General features: G+C 70.1%; 20 protein-coding genes. 8 read left to right on the forward strand and 12 right to left on the reverse strand.

All coding sequences use genetic code 11. From position 1 onward, the window contains the following. The first annotated feature begins 402 nt into the window (after nt 1-402). Nucleotides 403-708, forward strand: coding sequence for a hypothetical protein (locus OG737_RS00005; protein ID WP_405676282.1), 306 nt, complete (start codon nt 403-405; stop codon nt 706-708). Between the two features lie 342 nt (nt 709-1,050). Here OG737_RS00005 and OG737_RS00010 read toward each other — a convergent pair whose 3' ends face one another. The 4 genes from OG737_RS00010 to OG737_RS00025 form a co-directional block, all read right to left on the reverse strand. Then, complete coding sequence (locus OG737_RS00010) at nt 1,051-1,503, reverse strand: hypothetical protein (RefSeq protein ID WP_405676284.1); 453 nt, start codon at nt 1,501-1,503, stop codon at nt 1,051-1,053. Nucleotides 1,504-2,058: 555 nt separating this feature from the next. Next, nucleotides 2,059-2,433 carry an ankyrin repeat domain-containing protein gene (locus OG737_RS00015; RefSeq protein ID WP_405676286.1) on the reverse strand — a complete coding sequence of 125 codons (375 nt, stop codon included), beginning with the start codon at nt 2,431-2,433 and terminating at the stop codon, nt 2,059-2,061. Nucleotides 2,434-2,445: 12 nt separating this feature from the next. Then, nucleotides 2,446-2,616, reverse strand: a complete 171-nt coding sequence (locus OG737_RS00020) for a hypothetical protein (protein ID WP_405676288.1) — start codon at nt 2,614-2,616, stop codon at nt 2,446-2,448. A 163-nt stretch (nt 2,617-2,779) separates the two neighbouring features. After that, nucleotides 2,780-2,983 (reverse strand): cold-shock protein, encoded by a 204-nt coding sequence (locus OG737_RS00025; RefSeq protein ID WP_405676290.1) that lies wholly within the window; start codon nt 2,981-2,983, stop codon nt 2,780-2,782. A gap of 285 nt (nt 2,984-3,268) precedes the next feature. Here OG737_RS00025 and OG737_RS00030 point away from each other — a divergent pair, with 285 nt between their 5' ends. Next, nucleotides 3,269-5,977: a Helicase associated domain protein gene (locus OG737_RS00030; RefSeq protein ID WP_405681268.1), complete on the forward strand. Its 2,709-nt coding sequence runs from the start codon at nt 3,269-3,271 to the stop codon at nt 5,975-5,977. Nucleotides 5,978-6,137: 160 nt separating this feature from the next. Beyond that, entirely contained in the window at nt 6,138-6,443 is a 306-nt protein-coding gene (locus tag OG737_RS00035; protein WP_405676292.1) for a hypothetical protein, read from the forward strand. 504 nt (nt 6,444-6,947) lie between these two features. On the opposite strand, the gene OG737_RS00040 is transcribed toward OG737_RS00035, so the two are convergent. After that, entirely contained in the window at nt 6,948-7,280 is a 333-nt protein-coding gene (locus OG737_RS00040; protein WP_405676294.1) for a hypothetical protein, read from the reverse strand. A gap of 232 nt (nt 7,281-7,512) precedes the next feature. Next, nucleotides 7,513-7,872: a hypothetical protein gene (locus tag OG737_RS00045; protein WP_405921067.1), complete on the reverse strand. Its 360-nt coding sequence runs from the start codon at nt 7,870-7,872 to the stop codon at nt 7,513-7,515. Nucleotides 7,873-7,937: 65 nt separating this feature from the next. Here OG737_RS00045 and OG737_RS00050 point away from each other — a divergent pair, with 65 nt between their 5' ends. After that, complete coding sequence (locus OG737_RS00050) at nt 7,938-8,078, forward strand: hypothetical protein (RefSeq protein ID WP_405676298.1); 141 nt, start codon at nt 7,938-7,940, stop codon at nt 8,076-8,078. Between the two features lie 515 nt (nt 8,079-8,593). On the opposite strand, the gene OG737_RS00055 is transcribed toward OG737_RS00050, so the two are convergent. Beyond that, nucleotides 8,594-10,303 carry a cellulose-binding protein gene (locus OG737_RS00055; RefSeq protein WP_405676300.1) on the reverse strand — a complete coding sequence of 570 codons (1,710 nt, stop codon included), beginning with the start codon at nt 10,301-10,303 and terminating at the stop codon, nt 8,594-8,596. A 248-nt stretch (nt 10,304-10,551) separates the two neighbouring features. Here OG737_RS00055 and OG737_RS00060 point away from each other — a divergent pair, with 248 nt between their 5' ends. After that, complete coding sequence (locus OG737_RS00060) at nt 10,552-11,406, forward strand: IS5 family transposase (protein WP_405921068.1); 855 nt, start codon at nt 10,552-10,554, stop codon at nt 11,404-11,406. Next, complete coding sequence (locus OG737_RS00065; RefSeq protein WP_405921069.1) at nt 11,403-11,801, forward strand: hypothetical protein; 399 nt, start codon at nt 11,403-11,405, stop codon at nt 11,799-11,801. The genes OG737_RS00060 and OG737_RS00065 overlap by 4 nt, the downstream gene beginning before the upstream one ends. A 452-nt stretch (nt 11,802-12,253) precedes the next feature. On the opposite strand, the gene OG737_RS00070 is transcribed toward OG737_RS00065, so the two are convergent. The 3 genes from OG737_RS00070 to OG737_RS00080 form a co-directional block, all read right to left on the reverse strand. Next, nucleotides 12,254-13,336, reverse strand: a complete 1,083-nt coding sequence (locus OG737_RS00070) for an IS630 family transposase (RefSeq protein WP_328930254.1) — start codon at nt 13,334-13,336, stop codon at nt 12,254-12,256. Between the two features lie 71 nt (nt 13,337-13,407). Next, a complete protein-coding gene (locus OG737_RS00075; RefSeq protein WP_328924041.1) occupies nt 13,408-14,244 on the reverse strand; it encodes a hypothetical protein in 837 nt (278 codons plus the stop codon). A 202-nt stretch (nt 14,245-14,446) separates the two neighbouring features. Next, nucleotides 14,447-14,860 (reverse strand): hypothetical protein, encoded by a 414-nt coding sequence (locus OG737_RS00080; protein WP_328924042.1) that lies wholly within the window; start codon nt 14,858-14,860, stop codon nt 14,447-14,449. 264 nt (nt 14,861-15,124) lie between these two features. Here OG737_RS00080 and OG737_RS00085 point away from each other — a divergent pair, with 264 nt between their 5' ends. Next, nucleotides 15,125-16,681 (forward strand): alpha/beta hydrolase, encoded by a 1,557-nt coding sequence (locus OG737_RS00085; RefSeq protein ID WP_328924043.1) that lies wholly within the window; start codon nt 15,125-15,127, stop codon nt 16,679-16,681. Nucleotides 16,682-16,751: 70 nt separating this feature from the next. Here OG737_RS00085 and OG737_RS00090 read toward each other — a convergent pair whose 3' ends face one another. Then, nucleotides 16,752-21,395 carry a hypothetical protein gene (locus OG737_RS00090; RefSeq protein ID WP_405680484.1) on the reverse strand — a complete coding sequence of 1,548 codons (4,644 nt, stop codon included), beginning with the start codon at nt 21,393-21,395 and terminating at the stop codon, nt 16,752-16,754. Nucleotides 21,396-21,658: 263 nt separating this feature from the next. Between OG737_RS00090 and OG737_RS00095 the strand changes: the two genes are divergently transcribed. After that, nucleotides 21,659-21,859, forward strand: coding sequence for a hypothetical protein (locus OG737_RS00095; protein ID WP_328924045.1), 201 nt, complete (start codon nt 21,659-21,661; stop codon nt 21,857-21,859). A gap of 22 nt (nt 21,860-21,881) precedes the next feature. On the opposite strand, the gene OG737_RS00100 is transcribed toward OG737_RS00095, so the two are convergent. Then, nucleotides 21,882-22,985: an IS481 family transposase gene (locus tag OG737_RS00100; RefSeq protein WP_328924046.1), complete on the reverse strand. Its 1,104-nt coding sequence runs from the start codon at nt 22,983-22,985 to the stop codon at nt 21,882-21,884. Between the last annotated feature and the right edge of the window lie 22 nt (nt 22,986-23,007).

The following is a 23,007-nucleotide window of genomic DNA, read 5'->3' on the forward strand; positions in this document are numbered from 1 at the left end:
ACGAACGGCCCCGCTTCGCGGGGCCGTGGCCCTTCGGGCCGGTGTCCTTCGCTTCGCTGCGGACTGCTCCGGTTCCGCTTCGCTTCACCGGAGCTGACCTCGTTTCACTCGGTCTGCGCCTTCGGCGTGTTGGGGCCTGCGGGCGCTGCGCGCCCTTGGCGGACAGATCCGCTTCGCTCCTCTGCCTGGCCTTGCGGCTTCGCCTCCAGGCCTGCCCGCTTCGCGGGCGGCTGGCAACAGAGCCGCTGGCTGCGGGGCTTGGGTCGGGTCCGGCCGAAGATGCGCTGGCCCCGGCCGGGGGCCTTGGGCCGGCGTGAGTATCCGGTTCACTCCCCATTGAAATGGCTGGGACTGATCTCCCAAGCTCTGGCCATACGAACACCAAGCCTCAACAATCAGCCCATGGCAGACAACGAAGGCGGATGGCGCCCCCCGGACAGCAAGCACCCCTGGTTACCCCCGCAAAACGGGGGTGAACAGCTCCCACCCCGGAACAACGGCAGTCCCGGCGGGTGGCGACCCCCACAAAACCTCGCCACCTACGTTGCAGTCATCCTCTTCGCCATCTGGACCCTCGGTGCCATCCAATGGAAGAACCAAGACTGTGACCTCATCCCCACCTCCTACCGCCTCGTGATCACCCACGGATACCCAGACATCATGGAGGGATGCGGCACCCAGCACGGAAGCAACGTCGACAACGACTGACCAGCCGCAAGCCGACACCCCGCCAACAACATCCCGCCCCTGCCGAGGCTCCCCCACAAGGGCGCAGCAACCGCAGGGGAGATGACCCCGTGTCACCGGTCCGCGCGTGCGGCCCGTTGGGCGGTCCCGCTCCGCTGCCGCCCTTTCAGTCCTTCCGGCTTCGCCTCCAGGACCACAGCCCGCTCCACGGGCAGCAGCAGCTGAGGTGAGCCGGTCTATCAGCCGGTAGGCAATGTCATGACCGTAGTAACCGGCCAGACGGACCGCGCTCATCCGAGGCCCGGCCGGCAGGTGCAGCAGACTAATGCCGCAGTGGTCACCGCCGACCTGCTTCGCCGACGCTTAAACCAACGAGGAACGGCTGACCAGGCGCCCATTGAGGACGACCTCCAGCCAGGTGTAGCAGTCACCGATCCACAGCCCGACCTCCGCCCCGCATCCCGCGCAAGCCAGGTTCGGCCCCTGGTGCCCGCCTGGCCCGCAGCAGCCGCCCCAGCGGCTCAGGATCTTCGTGGTACCGACCAGGTCGCCTGGGCTCAACAGCAAGTCCACCCCCGGCCCGTGCCCCGCCCGGGACATTCCGAAGCCCTTGGGCAGCGAGCCCCAGGTGATGCGTCCCGGCTGCGGGTCGCGGGCGAACGTGCCTGCCGCCATCCTGGGCGGGCAGGGGGCCACAGGAGAGTCGAGCGGCGTCCAGACCTCGTCCTCCGCCGGCGGATGCACCTCGCGCACCGGCGCGGACAACCGGGCGCCGCACACAGCGCAAGAGAAGACCTCGGCACCAGCGATCTGCATGTCATCCCCCTTGTCCTTCAGTGCCGGTGAAGCTACCCCACGCCGCTGACCCACCCCAGCCGCTACCGATCCCATTGCAAAGAGGAACGGGGTGAGCTACTCCCCCGAAGTCTTTGAAGCTGTCCATAGCGGTCCACGGTTCAGGCGGGTAGGCATCCCGAGGCCTGGGATCCGTCGACGCTACGAGCTCAGCCATACGGAAGAGCCGGTCCCAGTACGCCGGGCAGTCACCATCCCCGAGCACGGTAAGGATCTCGCCGAGCTGGTCCCCACGCCGATGCAGGACCCTGTATCGCCACTCATCCAAAGTGCCGGCATTACTCAGCCACGTATGCACACACCCAGTGATGTCCGAGTCGACCAGGACAAGGTCAAAACCCGCCCGATCAGCACCGGCAAGACCAGGCGGGAAGGGCGCAGAGCGATGCTCCTCCCACAACAAGGTCACAGCGGTTACGGGATCAGTGTCGTGGCTCATCCCCCTGATCCTGACCGAAACCCGCCGAAGAAACACCCGTCTTTCCCTGTTCCCGCAGACCGGCCTCCCTCTGGGGCCTACCCGCTCCGCCTCCAGGACCGCAGCCCGCTCCGCGGGCGGCCGATACCAGAAGGGGTGGCCGTCGTGAACCGGTCCAGCAGTCTGACGGCCATGTCGTGGTTGTAGTAGCGGGCCAGTTCGAGAGGCGTCTCGCCATCGGGCGTAGCCGTCGGGTCTGCACCGTAGGCCAGGAGGATCGCCGTAAGAGCCGAGTCGATCGGCCCGCCCGACTGGAGTGCCCCATCCCCTTCCACATCGATAGCGTGAAGGAGCAGTGTCAGCCCGCAACAGACCTCTTCAGGATCCGCCCCCTCGTCCAGGAGACGGGTCAGCGCCGCATGGTCACCCGACTCGACCGCCTGATGCGCTGGAGTCCACGGGCTCTCGATCATCCAGACTCCCAATCAGAACAGACATGCGAGCAGAAACAGCATGGCAGGGTGTGGGCCATCAAAATCCAGCGCCCAGCCCGGCAGCGTTTCCTGACGCATCCTGTCAGTCAGTTCACCGTCGTCGCCATCCTGATACTCGCTCTCTTCGCGCTGGTCAGCCTCGGAGTGATCTACATGCTCCATGCCATCTTCGGAAGCGCCCGGATGGCACCAACCCTCCGAAGATGACCCCGCTTCACGGAAACGCCGGCTATGGCGTCTTAAGGGGGCGCCTGCTGTACTCCCTGGCCGTCCGGCTTCGCCTCCAGGCCGTGGCCCCGCTGACGCGGGGCCACGCTGGCAGTAGCTAGAGCGCCCTCACCTTGTCGGCCTGAGGGCCGCGCTGCCCCGCGGTGACCTCGAACTCCACCCGCTGGTTCTCCTCCAGGTTCCTGAACCCCGAGCCCTGGATCGCACTGAAGTGAACGAAGACATCCGCACCGCCCTCATCCGGGGAGATGAACCCGAAGCCCTTCTCACCGTTGAACCACTTCACAGTCCCCTGAGCCATACACAACCCCTCGTACGACGGTGCCGAGAACGTGATCCGCATCGGCTGTACGCGCATCCTCCCCGAGCCTCGGGAGGATGAAACCCGGTGTGCATCATTCTATAGTTGATAGACAGCTACTGGCGTCCGGGCTCTCTAGCGCTGCGGCCATCAGGCCGGGACCGGAATCAGGGCCAGCGCCCGGAGCCATGAGAGGCCACGCTTCCAGCGTGCGTGCGTCAGGCTCTGCTGCGCGGAGTCCGGATGGAGATCACCCGCGTGGGTGACCGGAAGGCAGGACGGGACATGGTCCGGATGGAGTTGCGGCCACATCAGCGTGAGGCCGTGGACGCGGTGCTGAAAGCACTGGAGATGCCCGCTTCGGGCCGGGTCCCGGAACAAGGGCTGCGCACCCAGGTGGTCATGGCCACCGGCTCGGGCAAGTCCCTGGTAGCAGCCAGGAGCGCGGCGGAACTGCGGGCCCGCCGGGTACTTGTCCTGGTGCCGTCGCTGGACCTGCTGACCCAGACAGAGGCCGCCTGGCGATCGGGCGGACGCACTGGCGCAGTGCTGGGGGTGTCGTCACTGCGCGAGTCGGAGGCCGGATTCGCGAACACCACCGCCCCGGACGAGCTCGTTCGGTGGACCGCGCACCTGGAACAGACCACGGTCTTCTCCACCTACGCCTCGCTCGGACTCGGCACGCTGGAACGCGCACACTCCGCAGGCCTCCCCGGCTGGGACCTGATCGTGATCGACGAAGCGCACCGTACGTCCGGGCGGATCGGGAAGCCCTGGGCCGTGGTCCACGACAACACCCGCATCCCGGCCGTCCGGCGTCTGTACATGACCGCCACCCCGCGCCTGTGGCAGGACGGGGAGGACGAGCAGGAGCAGGGCGCGCCCGGCGGGCTCGTCGCGTCGATGGAAGACGACGAGAACGAGCCGTTCGGTGCCCGCTGCTACACATTGACGCTGTCGGAGGCCATCGACCGGAAGACCGTCGCCCCTTACCAGGTCATCGCCGTCGACGTCAGCGACCCCGGACTCCAGGTGGCGCAGTTGCTCGGCGTCGAGCAGCGCTCCGACCGGGTCCGCGGAGCCCGGCTCGCCGCCCTGCAGACCGCACTGGTCAAAGCCGCCGCCACGGGAAGATTCCGACGCACCCTGGTCTTCCACCACCAGGTCAAAGAAGCCGAAGCCTTCGCCAGCGGCCTGCCCGACGTCGCCGCCCAGCTCCACACCCTCGACTCCGGGCTGTACCCGGCGTCGGTGTGGGCGGACTGGGTATGCGGCGAACACCCGCCCGCCTACCGGCGGCGAGTCCTGGACGACTTCGCCGCCGGCGTCGCGGCTGATGGCACTGAGGTCGGCAAGACGTTTCTCAGCTCCGTACGCGTCCTCGGCGAAGGCGTCGACACCGCCAACTGCGACTCCGTGTTCTTCGCGGACCTGCGCGGATCGATGCCCGACCTCGTCCAAGCCGTCGGCCGGGCACTACGCATGCAGCCCGGCGAAGGAAAGACCGCATCCCTTGTCGTCCCCGTCCTCCTCGGGCCCGGGGAGACGCCGGACGACATGCTCACGTCTCGCTCCTACGCGGACCTCGTGAAGCTGCTCGAAGCCCTCCGCGCACACGACACCCGCATCGTCGAACGACTCGCCGAACCCCAAGCCCCCAGCCGTTACACCCCCCTCTCCCAGGCGCAGCAGCCCGGTGAGTGGCATCCCGACGCCGATGGCATCAGCGGGCCAGCACACGCCCTCCTGCGGTTCTCCACGCCCCGCAATCCCGCGAAGCTCGCCGCGTTCATCAAGCTGAGGGTGCTGGAGCCGGAGACCACGCACTGGCTGCGGGGGCTGGAAGCCGCCATGGTCTACCGCCACCAGCACGGCGACCTCCGCGTCCCCTTCACCTACCGCGTCCCCACACCCGAACAACAAGACCAGGATCAGGCTCAGGAGCAGCCGGACCGTCGGCGCATCCGCCAGGAGCGGATCGGGCAGGAGCGCATCGAGACGGCACTCGACACACTCGAACAGGCCGTCGCCGACGAGGACCATGACACCGTCGACGACACCCTGCTCGACGCGGCAGAAGACGCCGAGGAACACCCAGTACGGTGGCCGGCCTCACTCGCCCGCTTCCCCCTCGGACAATGGATCGCCGACGCACGCCGCAACCACACCACAGGCCGACTGACCGCAGAGCGGGTCAAGCAGCTCAACGAACTCGACATGGTCTGGTCCGCACGCGACACCGCCTGGGAAGAAGGCCTCACCGCCGCCCACGGCTGGGCCCAGGAACACGGACACCTCCTCGCACCTACCGACGCCACCTGGCACGGCCAGCCCATCGGAATCTGGCTCAAAAACGCGAGAGCCGCCGCACGCCGCACCATCGACAACGAACAACGGGAGGCCGACGGACTGGAGCCGCTGCCGTCGGCGTGGTCGATGCCCCAGGAGCGGCGCGACCAGCTGGAAGAGATCGACCCGGCCTGGTGCCCCGCATGGCCCGTCACCTGGCAACGCTGCTTCACCCTCGTACGCCGCCACATCGAAGCAGGCGGACAGCTACCCGCGGTACCCGGTGACGCCGTAGTCCAAGGCGAAGACCTCGGACAGTGGGTACGCGCGCAGCGCTTCGGCTGGGACAACCTCGCCACCGGGCAGCAGTGGATGCTCGCGAACATCCTCGGACTGGAGCCGGCGAGCGAACGGGAGAAAGCCAAGGCCGTGGGGCACACCAGCCAAGCAGACAAATGGACCATCAACCTCGCCGCCGCTGCCCAGTTCCACCAGCGGGAAGGCCACCTCACCGTCCCCCGCAAACACGTCGAGCCTGTAACCCTCAACGAAGATGGACTACCCGCCGACGAACACGAGCAGGGACGGGTAGAACGCCCGATCAAACTCGGCGCATTCATCGCCAACAGCCGGGCGAGAAGGGCCTCGCTAAGTGACGAACGCGTCGCGCAGCTCGATGCGATCGGCATGAGATGGGCCGGCTGAACCACCCGGAACCTCGGGTCCGCCGTTGCTCCACGGCCCGCGGCCGGATCCTCTCGCCTACCCTCCCTCCCCACGCCTTACGCACTATCGTGGACGGCGCCAACCGGAAGAGGATGCGACCATGACCACCGCCCCGGGGCCCTCCCAAGGAGTCCCTCCGATGCCCGAGCGCAGCATTCCCGCACTGCGCGCAGCAATCGCCGTGCACGCGCCGCAGCTGCTGGCCGACTTCGAGGCCAACTGGCAGGCGAAGATCGCCGACACCTACGACATCGGAGCGGCGCCAGCGTTCCTGGCGCGCTGGTGGGGTGAGTACGCCCTCGCCCGCGATCCCGGGCTCGACCACCACGTTCGTGATCTTGAGCAGCGGGCCGCCGAGAGCGCCGATCCCGACAAGGCCAAGGATCTCCTCGAAGAGGCATCCCGGATCCACCACCAGGTCGCTTCGCTCGGGCCCGGCGAGTGAGCGCAGAGTTCACCGGCCCGCCCTGGGCTGCGGACTGGACCAAGCTGGCCGCCGAGTACCGCGACGCTTTGCCGACCTGCGTGCGAGACCTGATCATCGATGCGGTCACCTAGCTGAAGACCTCCCGCCATCCCTACCGTGACGACCACCTCGACACAGCGAAGGTCAGCATCGAACCGGTCCGCTCCACCGAACCCCGCGGCCCGCACATCCTCTACTTCGACCACGGTCACGGCTGGCTCCGCTACACCTTCACCCACCGCACCACCGACCCACAGATCGTCATCGAACAGATCTTCTGGCAATAACACCCGGCCGCGCTGCCACGCCCCCGCAACCGCTGCGGCCGCCCCGGCGGCACCCGGGCAGCCAGCGCCCCGAGGCCAACCGCCCGGCGGCATTAGGCAGCGAAATACTGGCCGAACCAAGGGACCCCTACACCTCCCGCCCACTTCCTCGGGATCGTTGGCACCCGTACCCCCGGCTCCACCGACGGGGGCACGCTCAGCGGGTCATGACGTAGATGACCAAGGCCAGGGGCCCGGGGCAGGCCAGAGCACCCAGCAGAGTGAAACGGGCCTCGCGCGACAGACGCCGGATGCCAGGAGCGAAGTAGAGCAGAGTGAAGACCGTGCCCGCTCCACCGACGATGCACACCGGCCAGAGCAACAGTTCAGTCATGTCCCCACCCGTCGCCGCACCCAACAGACTGAGCGCGGCCACGACGAAAAAGATCAACCCCACTGCCGACCCGGTGACCGCCCAAAGGACCGCTGCAGCCACCACGAGGGTGCGGTTCGGCACAGCCGTCCTCTGGCGTGCGGATACTGCGAACATGACGGACTCCCTGGCGCTGACCTGTGGTAACGCACCAAGTCTGGAAGGCCGGCGGCGCCACGGGATGAGTGCGGGTACTCAGAACGCGACGGCCGGATGCTCAGCACACCGAGATAAGTACGCCCTCCTCAGCAGGAGACCAACAGCACCTGACACGACGTCACTGCCATCCCTCACTGACACGAACACGGCACATCGCAGTCACACCTTGTAGGGAAACGGGGGGCGGCGGCTACCAGCTCTGCCAGGCCGGGGCGGGGTAGCGGGGTGCGCGCCGCTTGCGGGCTTCGAGCCCGAGGAACATGGCTCCCGAGGCGAGGGTCGCGAGGAACGACACCAGCATGGCTGGCGGCAGCAGGACGCTGGCGGGTTCCCCCAGGCCCAGCCACAGCGCCACCGTACCCATCGCCAGGGCCACCAGCAACGAAACCCTCGCGGTGAGCGACAGCTTGCCGCTCACCGCGACGAAGGCATACCCGACGAGCAGGCCCGGCACGACGGCCGCTATCAGGCCCAGGAACAACAGGAACAAGAAGACGAGCAAGGCGATGAGCGAGACGATGAGCATGTCGTACCGACCTCCGGATCTCACGGCCAACTCGTGCCGAGAGCAGACGGATCCACGTCCCCCTGGTCTGACAGGCCTTTCCGCACGCCATGCTGCCAGATTTTCTGAACACGTTCAACGCCTTCGTGCTCGCCGCGATCCGCAGCACGCCGCTCTCCACCACCACGCGTTCCACCAGCACCGTCACCAGGTGCGGGAACACCAACTCCAGCAAGGTCTCACACGACTGAAGAAGGATCCCCAGGATGACGGAGCGTCACCGGCGCACGGCAGCACGCTCCACTTCACGGAATCCGTGCCTGAACCAAAACACACAGTCGAAAACAGACAGCCCTTAGCAAGCACATGCACCACCCATCGCAGGGGCCATGAAGACGCCGAGCGAGTCATTCCCTTGAGTTCTTAGCGCGGCCGCCCTGCCTCCCTGTAATTCCGCGTCCAGGTGCCAGGCGAGGCGGTCAGGACGCTGCTGGCCATCTCCCGACCAGGTCTGGCAGCCCTCGGGCTCCCGGCACCTGCGGGGATGACCCCCAGTTGTCAGTGCCGGGCAGCTCCACGGTGGCCCGGAACGCGGCCCGTGGGCCGCCCCATGGGTCGGGACCGGTGCCGAGGTAGGCCTGGTCCAGGTCAACGACCCGGGCCGTGTTCGTTTCCTGACCGCCGACCCCGACGCGGAGGCCGCCGGCCCGGCACGCACGCCACGGGTGGTGGCGTTGCTGCCGGGCCGTCAGCCACTCATGTGGTCTCACTTGCCGTGCAAAGCCCTGCGGCGACGTCCGCGAAGCACCAGTGCGACGCCGGCGGCGATGCCCAGCAGGCCACCGAGGGCGCTGTACGTGACGGCTTTGCTCGCCCCGGTGGTAGCCAGGCCGCCGGGCGTGCTGCTCGGGGTCGGCTGGCCGACGCGTGCGCCGATCTCCGCCTGCGCACGGGTGCCGGTCGTGCCGGAGGCAACCGGCGTGGTGGCGGTCGGTGTGGGGACGGGCGTCGGCTTGTCAGCGCCGGCGGTCCCTGACGCGGGCTTCAGCTGAAGGGTCGTGATCGAGTACGGCGGCAGCGTCTGTGCGGCCGCCGTGCCCCGCTCCGCCGTCGTCAGGGCGGTGCCTCCCGTGGCATACGAAACGGTCGTGACCGCCCCTGCGGCCGGGGTAAATCCGGCGTACGAGAGGGACACCTGCGCCGCGTTCTGCGGGTTCTTGTTGATCAGCATGACGTTCAGAGCGCCGTTGGCGCTGCGCACCGCGTGCACGGCAACCGACGGGTCGCCCGAGGACGACTTGACCATGGTGTCGCCGGGCTGCGCCAGTGCGGTCAGCGAGTGGATGCCCCAGTAGGTGGGGAAGGGTGTGTCGCGCGGCGGCTGGCATTTCCCTCCGGCGCAGGTTCCAGCGGAGAGCACGCCCCCGTCCTGGTAGTCGGTCTGGCCGTTGACGGTGGTGGGTGCCTGGTCCGTGCCGTTGTGCAGGTTCCACCAGTCCACGTGGGTGGTGCCGTGCTCGAACCAGCTCATGTAGGTGTCCGGCGCGTACAGGGCTGCGGCCTGGCTGGTCAGGGCTGGCGAGCCGACGGCGTCGGTCTCGGTGACGGCGATCTCCACCGAAGCGGCGCGGGAGCCCGCGTAGGTGGTGATCAGAGAGCGCAGTGAGGACGTGACACCGGCGATCCGGGAGGGGGTGTTCAGCAGGTCGGCCGTGGTGGTGCCGCCCGGATACCAGTGGACGATGACGAAGTCGATCGAGCCTCCCGCGATGGAGAGCACCGTGTGGTTCCAGTCGGCGCTGTCACCGGGAGCCTTCTCCTTGTCCGGCCAGTAGCCTGGGGTGGTGAGCACCGCTCCGATCTTCACCTTCGGGTCCACGGCCTTCATCGCGTTCGCGTAGGCGACCAGGTTCTTCGCGTACGCCGTGGGGCTCTTGTCGGCATGCGTGTCGGTTTCCCAGCCCTTGCCGGTGCCGTAGTGCCCGTTGCCGTAGACCTCGTTGCCGATCTCCCAGTACTTCACGCCGTAGCCTTTTTCGACGTTGGCATACTTGACCCAGTCGGCGGCCTCCTGCGGGGTGCCGGAGCCGTAGTTCGCGGTCAGGATCGGCTGGGCGCCGACCGTCCTCGCGGTGGCCATGAAGTGGTCGAAGTCGGTGTTGGAGGGGATCCAGCCCTTGCCGTCGCCGTAGGTGTGGGTCTTCCAGTGGTACTCGTCCGCGCCGGAGCCGCCGGGAAACCGCAGCTGCCGGACTCCCGCGGCGTTCATCAGCGAGGTGACCTTGGCGTCCCCCATGTGCTCGTCGCCGAAGCCCGTGTTGAGGCCGACACCACTGCTGGGCACCGTGCCCAGGGAGGCACCGGCGTTCACACTGATGTCGACTGTCGGCGCGGCGCCCGCGCTGGGCGCCAGGGCGCCGAGGCCGACCGAGGCGGCGAGCACCGCCACCGCCCCCGCGACGAAGCGCCGGCGCATCCGGCTACAGCGGGGCGTGCGACCGCAGGGCATCGGCTGCTCGGCGGATCTCGGGTCGTCTGGTGACACGTGGGGCTCCGATCGGGTGTTGACACAGAGGGCGCAGCGCCGCTGACCACGGCTCGCCCTCGTCGGTACATCCCTCAGTGGTCGTTAAGTCCGACTTCTCTTCGTTCGTGATCGCTCGATCGTGGTACTGATCGCGGTCCGGCCTGCCCGATGGTCATGTCCATGTTGAGATGCGGGGCGTGAAGAGAGAGCCGTATCTCAGCGACTTGTCGGACGGGCAGTGGGCGTTGATCGAGCCGATGATCACGGCCTGGAAACAGGGCCGGGTGGCGCGGTCGGCGACCGGGGATCCCGGGTCTTGTGACCTGAGGGAGGTCGTGAACGCGATCTTCTATCAGAACCGGACGGGCTGTCAGTGGCGCATGCTGCCGCATGACCTGCCGGCCTGGTCGGCGGTGTTCTACTACTTCGGTTTGTGGCGCGAGGATGGGCTCGACCAGCGGATTCAGGAACTCCTGCGCTGCCAGGTCCGGGAGAAAGCCCGCCGATTAGAGGACCCGTCCCTCGTGATCATCGACACCCAGTCCGTCCGCGCCGCGGCGGGTGTCCCCAGGACCACGACGGGGCTGGACGCGAACAAGAAGGTGTCGGGGCGCAAGCGGGGACTGGCCGTCGACGTGCTGGGGCTGATCATCGGCGTCGTCGTCATGGCCGCCTCGGCGCACGACAACGCCGCCGGCACCGCCCTGCTCGACCAGGCCGCCGAGCGGTGCGGAATGCGCCTGGAGAAAGCCCTGGTCGACCAAGGCTTCAAGGAAGCGGTCATCGTTCACGGCGCACTGCTGGACATCGGCGTCGAGGTCGTCCGCCGCAACCCTGCCGACCAGGGCAAAGGGTTCGTCCCGCAGCCCAAGCGGTGGGTGGTCGAGCAGACGAATGGCACGCTGATGCTCCACCGGCGCCTGACCCGTGAGTACGACCACCGGCCTGACACCTCCGCCTCGCGCGTCTACTGGGCCTCCACCGCGAACATGGCCCGGCGCCTCACCAACCCCGCCCAGGCCTGGCGCGACACCATCGGGCTGGCCGCGTGAACATCACCGAACTCCTGGTGGACCTTCACATCCGGGAGAACGAGGCCACGGCCCGGGCGGACGAACTCCGCAATCAGATCGCGCACTTCACTGCCATTCTCACCGAGACCGAAGCGCATCTTGCGGACCTGGCCACCACCCGCAAGATCATCGCCGAACTCGCACCGACCGGGACCGAACCCGATCCACCTGAGTCGAGCACTGCCTACCAAACCATCGTGAACACTTTCAACCAGCACCCCGACCAGGTGTTCCGGGCCCGCGAGCTGCACGAACTCCTCGGCATGCCCACCGACGAGGCATCCGTCAACATCACCCGCAGCCGCCTCGGACGCCTCACCCGTCAAGGCTTCCTCACCCAACCCGGACGAGGCCGCTACCAGAAACGGACTTAACGCCCACTCAGTGGCCACTCAGAGCGGAAAGGTTGCCGTCTCAATTACTTTTCGCCGAGGCGCGGTCGCACCGTCTCACCGGACCCCGTGACGCGGTGCCCCGGTGACACGCCCGCGCTCCCGGCCAGCCGCTGACCCTGGAACAACTCGCGGCCTCCCCGGGACCCAAGCCGTGGCCGACCTCTCCACCTACCCGGCCGGCTGACGGGCTGCCGCCTGCGTCCCGACCTCGAGAAGCTACGGCTCGCTATGGCCTTACCAACTCCTGTGCAGAGTCCTACCTTTGAGTCATGGACACTCGGCATCCCGGCCCGCTGGCGGAAGTGGTGTTACCTGTGACAGCCGGATGGCGGCTGCTGTTCGTGCCCAACCGGGCCCGCGAGCTGGCCCGCGCGCTCGGCGGGAGCATCGTGATCCCGCCAGTGGTCGCAGCCCCACTTCTGCTGCCCGTTCTAGTCTTCTGAGTCGGGAATTCTGTTCAGATAGCTGGCGAGGCGTTCGAGGATCTCGTCTGCGGTCTTGGTCCAGACGTAGGGCTTGGGGTCGGTGTTCCAGGCGGCGATCCAGTCACGGATGTCCTTCTCGAGGGCCTGGACTGACTTGTGGACGCCTCGCCGTATCTGCTTGTTGGTGAGTTCGGCGAACCATCGCTCGACCAGGTTCAGCCAGGACGACCCGGTCGGGGTGAAGTGCAGGTGGAACCGGGGGTGGCCGAGCAGCCACTTCTTGATGTCCGGGGTCTTGTGGGTGGCGTAGTTGTCGCAGATCAGATGGACGTCCAGGCCTGCCGGCACTTCCTTGTCGAGCTTGACCAGGAACTTCTTGAACTCCTCGGCCCGATGGCGGCGGTGCAGGGAGCCGATCACCTTGCCGGTGGCCACGTTGAGTGCGGCGAACAGGGTGGTCGTGCCGGCCCGGACGTAGTCGTGCGTTGACCGCTCCGGGACCCCGGGCATCATCGGCAGCACCGGCTGGGACCGGTCCAGGGCCTGGATCTGCGACTTCTCGTCCACGCAGAACACCAGCGCCCGCTCGGGCGGGTCCAGATAGAGGCCGACGACATCGTGGACCTTGTCGACGAAGTACGGGTCGGTCGACAGCTTGAAGGTCTCCGAGCGGTGCGGCTGCAGGCCGAACGCCCGCCAGATCCGTGAGACCGAGGACTGGGACAGGCCCATTTCCTTCGCCATCGACCGCGTCGACCAGTGCGTCGCGTTCTTCGGCTTGGACTCCAAGGTCCTGGTGACCACCGCGGCAACCTGCCCGTCCGTCACCGATCTGGGGCCGCCGGAACGCGGCATGTCTCCCAGGCCCGCGATCCGGTACTGCACGAAACGGGCCCGCCAACGGCCGACCGCCTGAGGCGTTGATCCGAGACGGACGGCCACGTCCTTGTTCGAGACACCCTCGGCGCAGGCCAGGATGATCCGGCACCGCAAAGCCCACGCCTGCGGCGTGGAACGACGCCGCACCCACCCCTCCAGTGCGACCCGTTCCTCGTCCGACAGCGTCAACTCGGCCTTCGGCCGCCCCATCCGCGCCATAGGCCAACCCTACACATCTGAACAGAACTCAAGACTCAGAACACTAGGTGCCCTTCCCCTCCTCAGCTCGGGTAGGAGATCGAGCCAAGTGGCGGGCAGGGGATGAGCATGGTGCCGGCGCCGGGACGTTCGACGAAAGCCCGGGCCGCGGCGGCCCGCTCGCGCTGGGATTCCAGCTCGTCGGCGTGCCAGGCGTCGCGCGTGGCGCGGGGGTAGTCCCACGAGTCGTCGATGAGGCTGAGGCTGGTGTTGCCGGAGCTGCGCTGAAAGTCCAATTTCAAGGCGGCCTGTCGGAGTGCGGTCTGGGTCGCGGCCAGGTCGATGCGGGTGATCAGGATGCCGGGGGTGTTCGGTTCGCGGGTCGGCATGGGTGCCTGCGGGAGCAGCGACACCCCGGTGTCGAGGCGGCCGATGTTGTCGACGGTCGCTGTCTCGGCCTCCCTCGACATGATCTGCATTTCCTGGTGCAGCCAGAAGAACTCGTCGAGGTCGGCCTGGGTGATGCGCATCCGCTCATACAGGGCTCGGAAGCGGGGATCGTCGTGCAGCGGACGTATGGGGGCGGCGTGGAGCACCACGCAGTCGTTGAAGCCGGCTGCCACCGCGGCGTCGAGGTGGAAGACGGCCTGGTCCGCCTGTCCGCGTGCGACGGCCAGCACGCTGAGGCTCGCGTGGCCCGCGGCGACGAGCCACGCGCCGTCGGGGCCGAGCGCCGTGGCGCGCGCGACGACGTCGTGGAGGCCCGCGGTGGCGTCGACGCTCTGTGGGGCGCCGCGGAACTCACGCGCGGGCGAGGAGGAGACATCCTGCCCCGGCACCATCGTGGCGGCACCATGGGTCAGGAGCGCCACCAGCAGTTCGTGGACACGGGCGGCCAGTGAGTTGACGGTGTCGACCATGGATCTCCTCGGACTCGGTGCTGAAGAGCGAAAGGGGTGTTACTTCTGTGGCAATCCCCGTGGAAACAACGGGCGGACGGGGTGAGCGGTTCCTGCTCGTCCGCGCCGATCACGTCTTACCGGTCGGGCCGGTAGCCGTCCAGGTCCATGCCCCGGGCCGGGGAGCCGACGACCGCTGCAGGACCTGGGTGACGTGCGGTGGTCAGGTCGCGTAGATCACGGTGGTCACGACGACGATCACGGTGAGCACGGCGCTGACTCCGTGGGTGACGACCGCGGCGACCGGGAAGTTGCGTTCGGCCGCCGCGTCCTCGTCACGGGAGTGGCGGCCGTGGCTCGGCAGCCAGCGGAAGAGCAGGACCGCTCCGAGGGACGCGGCGATCAGGACGAGCGCGGAAGCCGCCCGCCCCGCGGAAGCCACCCGGGCGAAGGTGAACAGCGCCCAGCAGCACAGCCCGGCGACGGCGAGCAGGATGTGCGCGACGATGACGGGCACCGGCAGGCGGGTGATCGCAGCGGCGCGCTGCCGCCGGCCGCCCTCGCGCAGCCAGACCGTCAGCAGATATGCGCCGACGACGGCGGTGAGGATCCAGAAGCCGAGCCCCGGGTACCCCATCCCTCGCTCCTCCCCTGCCCTGCGCCCCTGCCTAATGGCCCATGACAGCAGCCTCCGGTGGCACGTACGGCAACGCGTGAGCCGCCCACCCCTGAAGGGGTGAACTCCGGGGGGCCGACACACCGCTGCGTACTGCTTCTGCTAAGGGCACCGTGGGGGTGGCACCAGCACCACCACCGGAACGGGTCGTAGCGATATCGCGCCAGGACCGGCCGCTCGACGACGCTGGGGACGACCGATCCACCCCAACGGGGAGAACAACACATGCACTTGCTCAGGAAACCGGCGCGCTGGGCCGTGGCCGCCGCTTGCGGGATCCTCGCCGCGACCGCCCTGCCCATGTCCGCCGCGCACGGCGCGACCCCGGCCGGCGCACCTCCCGTACCGGAGCGGTACGCGCACCAGCAGCTCGACTGGCAGCCGTGCAAGGACGGTTCGCTGGAGTGTGCGGCCATGTCGGTGCCGCGCGACTGGTACCACCCCGACGCGGGACCGAGCCTGACGGTGGCGGTGTCCCGGCACCGGGCCGCGGATCCCGCCGCGCGCCGGGGCGTCCTGATGATGGCGGCCGGCGGCCCGGGCGCCTCGGGCCTGGGCCGGCCCGCCGGTCTGGCCTCGTACGCGCCGAAGCTGGCGGCCGCCTACGACATCGTCGGCTTCGACCAGCGCGGCGTCGGGGCCAGCACCAACGTCGTCTGTTCGGACCAGGACACCGTCGACGCCCTGTTCATCAGCGGCGACCTGCGCGACCGGAGCGAGCAGGCCGTCCGCCGCACCCTGGAACGCACCCGGGACTTCGTACGGGACTGCCGGCGCAACTCCGGGGACCTGCTGCCGTACATCACCACCGACCAGGCCGTGCACGACATGGACCTCTACCGCGCCCTCCTCGGCGCCGAGAAGGTCTCCTACTACGGCCCGTCCTACGCCACCTTCCTCGGTGCCTACTACGCGACCGAGTTCCCGCGCCGCGTCGACCGGGTGGTGCTCGACAGCAACATCGGCTTCACCGGCAGCTGGCAGACCTTCATGACCGGCCAGCCGCTCAGCTTCCAGCGCCGGTTCGAGGAGGACTTCCTGCCCTGGCTGGCGAAGAACGACGCCACCTACCACCTGGGCCGGACCCCCCAGGAGACGAAAGCACGCTACGAGGGGCTCCGGACGGCGCTGCGCGAGCACCCTCTGGACCTCGACGGGGCCGTCATCACGCCCAACCACCTCGACGCGGCGGCGACCAGCGCCATATACAGCGGCGGCACCTTCCCCGAGCTCGCGGCCGCCCTCGGTGTCCTGGAGCACCCGGACAGCGCCCCGCCGGCCGCCCGGCAGGCCCTCGCCCGCAAACTCCAGCACCCGCTGGCGGCCGGGTTCGCCGCCGACTTCTTCTCCGTCACCTGCTCGGACACCCCGTGGACCCGCAGCACCGGCTACTGGGTGAGGAAGAGCGAAGCGGACACCCTCAGCCATCCCATGGCCGGAGCCCGGGAGTTGACCTTCGCCTCGGTCTGCGCGGCCTGGCCGCGCTCCACGGCGCCGCACGTCGAGGTGACGGGTGAGGGGCTGCCACCCGTCCTGATGCTCAATTCGGTCAACGACCCGGCGACCCACTACGAGGGCGCCCTGCAGGCCCACCGGGGACTCGCGGGATCGCGTCTGATCACCGTGGGCGGCGGCGACCACGGCGTGTACCAGGCGCACAACGCCTGCGTGGACACCTACGTCGAGGACTTCCTCCTCGAAGGCCGCCTGCCGGCCCAGGACTCCACCTGTGCGGGCAAGCCGCTGCCGGATCCCGCGGCGGGGCCCGCTCCGCGGTTCTGAGGAGTTCGGCGTCGAGCCCCGGTCGGAGTCCCGCGGCCTCGGGTGGATCCGTGGCCGCGGGCCCTGGCGGCTACCCCTCCGCTCCCGTGCGCGTCCGTGTCCATGCACGGGCGAACAGTTCGTGCGGCGGGACCGGGGACAGGAAGCGGGTGAAGGGGCCCTGGGGCTCCGACGCCCCGGCGGACACCAGGTGGGCCGGGAGTTTGGCGGTCTCCACCGGCAGGTGGGGTGCCTTGAACTCCGTCCACGCGCCCGGCACGAAGGCCGTCCGTCCGGCCCGGGCCCGCCTGCCGGTCTGGACGGCGCCCACCGCCACCAGTTCAGCCTGGGCCGCCTTGTGGCGGGCGGGGGTCCAGCCGTTCCAGCGGCGGACGTTCTGGTCGGTGGGCCGGGTCAGGGCCAGGAGCTGGAGGTACAGGGCGGCCGCGTCCGCCCCGACGCCGAGGACGCCCGTGACCTCGGCGACGAGCCCGGGGGTGCTCAGGGCCGGGTTCAGCTCGTGGCCGCCCGGCGGCACCGGGGTCGAGGCCACGCGGTCGACCATCCGGGCGAGCCCCTCGCCGCGCACCGCCTGGATCCGCCGGACGGCCTCCAGCAGACCGAGCAGACCCAGTTCGGCGCACAGCCGCACGGCCCGCTCCACCCGCTCCGGATCGGCCAGTGCGGCCGGCCGCAGGAACACGTCACGACCGGGTACGGAGACCACGAACAGGCCGTCGTCGTAGGCCGTGGACGGCTCCGTGTCCTCCCGGTACAACGGCTCCGGGCAGGGCAGCACGGTTCCCGCATACGGGCTGAAGTCCGGGTCGCCGGCCACCGCGCGGCCCAACGCGAAGTACCAGCCCAGCGGGATCAGCGTCCCGGGGTCGTCCAGCAGCTCCCGCAGCGCGCCGTACAGGCGAACGGCGCCCGCGGCGGCCGGATCACCGACCGGACGCTCCGTCAGCGCCCAGGCCACGACGGACGCGGGCTCGGGGTGGAAGGACCGGCCGGTGATCACCCAGCGGCCGGCCCCGCCGTCCGCCTCGGCGTGGTGCAGGCTGAGCCCACCGCTCCGGTTGCCGACGAGGACGAACCCGGCGCCGGGGAATGCGGCCTCCGCGGGCACCTTGCCGACCGCGAGGGCGCGGGCCCAGCCGTCGCCCAGCCCCAGGTCGGCTTCGAGCGCCCCGGCCAGCCCCTCGTCCACATACGGGGTGGTGCCGAGCAGCTCCGCCCAGACGGCGGCCATCCGCCCGGCCGCCGCGGCCATCCCGCCCGGCGCCCACAGCTCGGCCGGGTCCTCGGGGACGCCCGCCGCGAGCACCGCCCGCCGCCCGGCGTCGCCGAGCCGGTGGCAGAGGTCGCCGTACTCCCTGGCCATGGCCTTGTTCGCCTTGTAGGGGGCGCCCCGCAGCCTCTTCAGGTGCTGGTCGTGGTCCTCCCGGTGGGGCAGCCCGCCGAGTACCAGGGCGGCGATCGACCGCCGGGCGCCCGTACGCCACGAGAAGACGTCCAGCGCGTCGGGCGACAGCGCGAGCGGTCCCCGCTCCGCCACCAGGTGCAGCAGCCGGGGCAGCCGCGCCGCATCGTCCCGGGCGATGGTGAAGGTCGCGCAGTCCTCGGTGCCGGCGCCGGGCGCCGGGTCGGCCGCGGGCTGCACGAAGGGCGCCACGCCGCCGCGTGCGGGGCCGGAGGCCACGAACTGCCCCGCTGCCCGGCACTGTTCCAGTTCCTCCTCGGGTGCCCGGCCGGTGCGCCACTGGCCTCCGCGCTCCGCGAACGGCTGTCCGCTCCAGGTCTCCAGCAGCGCGGCCAGGGCCGCGCGCTCCTCCTCGTCGGTGGTCTCCACGGCGGCCCGCCACGCCACCGCGTCGATCCCGCCGAGCAGCGCGGACCACGCGTCCGGCACCGCGGGCAGGGCCAGGCGGCGTGTCTCGTCGTCGATCCCGCCCCGCAGGTACCGGCCGTCGGCCGCGACCGCCGTCAGTGTTGCGGGCTGCGGCCCGGGTACGTAGGCCTGGTAGGGGCGGACCGGGGGCAGCAGGCCGCCGAGCGCGGGCGCCAGGACGGTGTCCGGGACGGCCGCGCCGAGCTCCACCACCGGCCCCGACCGCATGATGCCCACGCGCCGGGACAACTCCTCGCGCCGCCGCCGGACATCGGCGGCCAGCAGCACGGTGCGCACCACGCCGCCCCCGACGCGCGGCTCGGTCACCTCGGGCAGCACCCGGGCGATCTCCGCGCGTACGGCGGCTTCGGCGTCGGCGGCCGCTCCCCGCGCACCGGCCGCGTCGAGGAGCGCCCGTACGGCGTCGTCGCCGATCGCGCGAAGCGCCTTGGAGGCGTGCTCGTCGCGGGGGGTGAGGAAGTGCCAGTACGCGGGCGGCGGCACGGGGCCCACGCTGTGGGCGGAGGCCCGGTGCCGGCGGTCTGAGCCGGGGAAGCCGTGGACTTCCCACAGGAGCGAGCCGTCCTCGGCGGCATGGCAGCGGATCCTCGACTCGCCCGCGAGTACGGCGTCCTCGCCGCCCTGGGGCATGCGGACGATGCCCCAGGGGCGGCGGCCCGGGCGCCTGCTGCGGTAGCGGGCGCGGCGGCCGTCGATGCCCTCCAGCAGGAAGTCGGTCGGTGAGGGCCCCGCGTACGGCGTGCGGTACAGGACCCGGCAGCCCGTCAGGACGCCGTCCTGGCCCAAGGGTGAGGCCGGCGCGCCGTGCGGCAGGGCCGCGAGGGTCAACTGGTCGCGGAAGAGGGCCGTGCCCGGCGGGGTGTCGGCCGTGCCGTGGACGTCGGGCAGCGTGCCGTCGGTGCCGCGCGCGCCCGTCAACGGGTCGACGCGGGCCCAGCCGCCGTCCGACTGGAAGACCTCCGAGCTCCAGAAGCGGGTGCCGTCGCTCATCTGGAAGTCGTGGTGCCAGATGCCTTCGCGGCCTCCGGGCCGCAGGACCCGCGCGCCGTCGTGCCGGCCGCCGCCGTCCGCCGTCTCGAACTGGTAGCCGAGCCCGCCCTGGATGCTGTCGGCGTACGGCCGCAGCCCGTACCTCTGGTCCGGCTGGAAGACCTCGTCGGGGCTGCCGGACCAGAAGGCGTACGCGCCGAAGGAGTCCGCCGGATCCGTCGTCCAGCTCACCAGGAACTGTCCGCCCGCGAAGTGGACGACATTGCGCGCGGTGTCCTCCGGCAGCCGGTAGGCGCAGGACGCGCGCACGCCCGCGTGGTCGACGGCGACGGCCTTGTGCCGCCCGTACACCGTCAGGACGGGCCAGGTGCACGTCACGCCCGCGATCTCGCCGGGAGCGAAGTCCGCGAGGGCCGCATCGAGGGCCGGCCAGCCCAGCTCCTCCGGCAGCCCCGCCCGCAGGGTCCGCGCGAGCGAACCCGCCAGGTCGAGGGGGGCGAGGACCTCATCGATGCCGTCCAGGGCGGTGGCCGTCGGCCGGTCCAGCAGGTCGCGCAGCTCGTCCACGGCCTCGTCCGCCGCGGCCAGTCCGCCGCCCGCCAGGGCGCCGATCAGGCTCTCGACGCGGCCGTGCACCTCGGCGGCGATGCCCGCGTTCTCGGGGAGCCGGGTGATCGCCGTGCCCGCGCCCCGCAGTGCGGCATGCACGGTGCCTTCCAGACGCGGTCCGAACACCGGGTCCGCCGCGAGGGCCTTGAGGTCGCGCCGCGACCGCTCACCCCAGAAGCTGAGCCTGATCGCCTCTCCCGGGTCCTCCACCGCGAGGCCCTCGGCGAGGCAGAGGTCGAGCAGGTCGGCATCGAGCCCGGGCCAGCGCCAGCGGTCCTCGTGCAGTCTGAGCGGCTGCCCGGCCGCCCGCAGCCGGGGTGCGAACCGGCTCACCAGGTCGAGCAGTTCGGGCGGCATCGGCTGCCGCGACACGCCTCCGTACGGCACCTTGTGGTGGGCGTACGCACACGTGAACCGCCCCAGCCAGGCGGCGATCCCGCCCTCCGGCGTGATGCGCCCGGCGACCACCGCGTCGGCGGCGCCCGAGGCCAGCAGGAGCCGCAGCCAGGCGGCCGCGTCGTTCTTCGACTCCGGGAACACCTCCAGCAGTGCGGCGTACACCTCGTCGTCCTGCGGGTGGTCGGCCAGCAGCGCGGCGACCGCGTCGAGCAGGCGGTCCGGTACGGACTTCCCGCGCGCGGCGCCGATCATCGGGGCGAGCACCCGGGCCTCCTCGGCCGGGTCGAGGCCGGCGGCGCGCACCGAGGCGCGGACCCTGCGGGCCAGATCAGCGGGGAGCTCACCGGGCGAGGCCGCCCAGGTGGTGAGGACCCGTATGTACTCCGTGTGCGCGTCGGCCGGGTCCAGTACGCCGGCCAGCCAGCCCTGGTGGCCGCTCAGCTCCTTGACCGGGAGGGCTCCGGCGCCCGCGAGCAGCAGCACATTCGCCCGGCGCCAGGCGGGGTCCACGGGCAGCGCGTGCTCGCGCTCGGCGGTACGGGCCAGCGTGTACGCCCGCCCGGCGGCCCTCAGGTCCCAGGAGATCAGCCGGTGGGCCATCGTGTCCCAGTACCAGGGCAGGTGGCTCGGCGGCAGCGCACGGGCGAGGAACTCCATCCCGTCCAGGGCCCGGCCCGCCTTCGGGTAGGCCCGGGAGATGCGGTCGCGCACGTCGGCGAGCAGGTCGACCGCGGCGGCTTCCGCCCCGGGGTCATGGGCGCGCGCCCAGTCGGCGTACGCCTCCGACCTGTGGGGTTCCGGCGGAAGGGGGACAGGAAGGTTCATGTGTCCGATCCTGCCACGCACCGCTGACAACGCCGGTCCGAACAGCACCCGTTCGACCACCCGTCGGCCCAGGTCGGGCGTGGTGCGCGCCTTCCCGGCCGCCCGGCGGACCACGACGACCCGGCCCGCCTGGAACACGGGACGAAGAGTCGTCGAACGAGAACGGTTTGTACGTACTCGCGGGTATCGCGACCTGATAGCACCCGGATTTGATACTTCTGGACAGCTCCGGTGTGCGCGCTGTCCGCGGGAAGGACGTGACCGTGCTCGATTTCCTGCGCCCCAAGAACGTCGTCTGCACGTATTGCCAGGCCACCGACAAGGAGGGCGTCGCACGGACCTTGTCCGCGGTGGCCGGCTCGCTGTCGGTGACCTGGCACACCGCGGCCTGCCCGCACTATGCCGCCGACCTGATCCTCGCCGCCGGCTCCGGCTCCGGCACCGGCGAGATCAGGCAGCCCTAGGTGTGGTGTCTCGGGACCTTGGTTACACGAAGTCCTCGAAGGTGAGCTGCTGCGGGATGTCCGCGAGTGGTTCGGGCGGCTGGTCGAAGACGATCCGGTAGTCGCTCCCGGCGGTCCGGCTGATGGGCGGTCGGCCGCCGAGCGCGGTGTGCGGCCGCTCGTGGTTGTAGTAGTTCACGAACTCCGCGAGTGCGACGCGGCGTTCACGCTCGGTTGTGTAGTCGCGGACGTACGCCCACTCGCGGGAGAGCGTCCCGTTATACCTCTCCACCTTCCCGTTCGTGCGCGGCGTGTACGGCCTGGTCCGCTTGTGCTTCGTACCGGTCGCGGCGAGCGCGTCAGCCCAGGTCGCAGACCGGTAGCACGCGCCGTTGTCGGTGAGGCAGCGGCGGATCGGTGTGATGCCGTGGGCGGCGAAGAAGGCAACGGCACGATGCCAGAAGGCGACCGCGGTGAGGGCCTTCTCATCGTCCAGGGCCTCGGCGTAGGCGAGCCGGGAATGGTCGTCGAGCGCCGAATGCAGGTACGTGTATCCGACCTTGCCGGTGCCGGGACCGGTGCGTTTGGAGGCGCGGGCGGACTCGGTGCCGACGCCGTGCATCCGCCAGCCGCCGCCGGTCGGGATACGTCCGAGCTTCTTGACGTCGACGTGGACCAGGTCGCCGACCCGGTCGTGCTCGTAGCGGATGACCGCGCGCAGCTGCTCGCCGGTCGGTGGATCGAGGTCCCGGAGCCGGTTGAGTCCTCGCCTCACCAGGATGCGGTGGATGGTCGCCGGCGCGAGTGTGACGCCGTGCAGCCGCTGTAGGTCGGCGGTGAGCCGGGCTGGCTCGTGCTTGGTCTGCCGCCGCAGCGCCTCCACCAGGTCGGCGATGACCTCGGGGGTGCGGGCGGGGCTCGTAGCGGGGCGGGAGGAGTGGTCGAGCAGTCCGTTCTCGCCGTGCGCGCGCCAGCGGGCGTACCACTTGGCCAGGCAGCGGCGGGAGATCCCGGCTTCCGCAGCCACGTGCGCGATCGGACGTCCGGCGTCGATCCGCAGACACAAGCGCAGACGTCCTTCGGGGGTCAGCGGTGCGTTCCGGTGTCCCCTGCTGGTGGGGCTCCTGGACTCGGCGGCCGCGTTCACCGGGAGCCCTGGGACCTCAGGG

Source organism: Streptomyces sp. NBC_00122 (assembly GCF_045160845.1).
GTDB lineage: Bacteria > Actinomycetota > Actinomycetes > Streptomycetales > Streptomycetaceae > Streptomyces.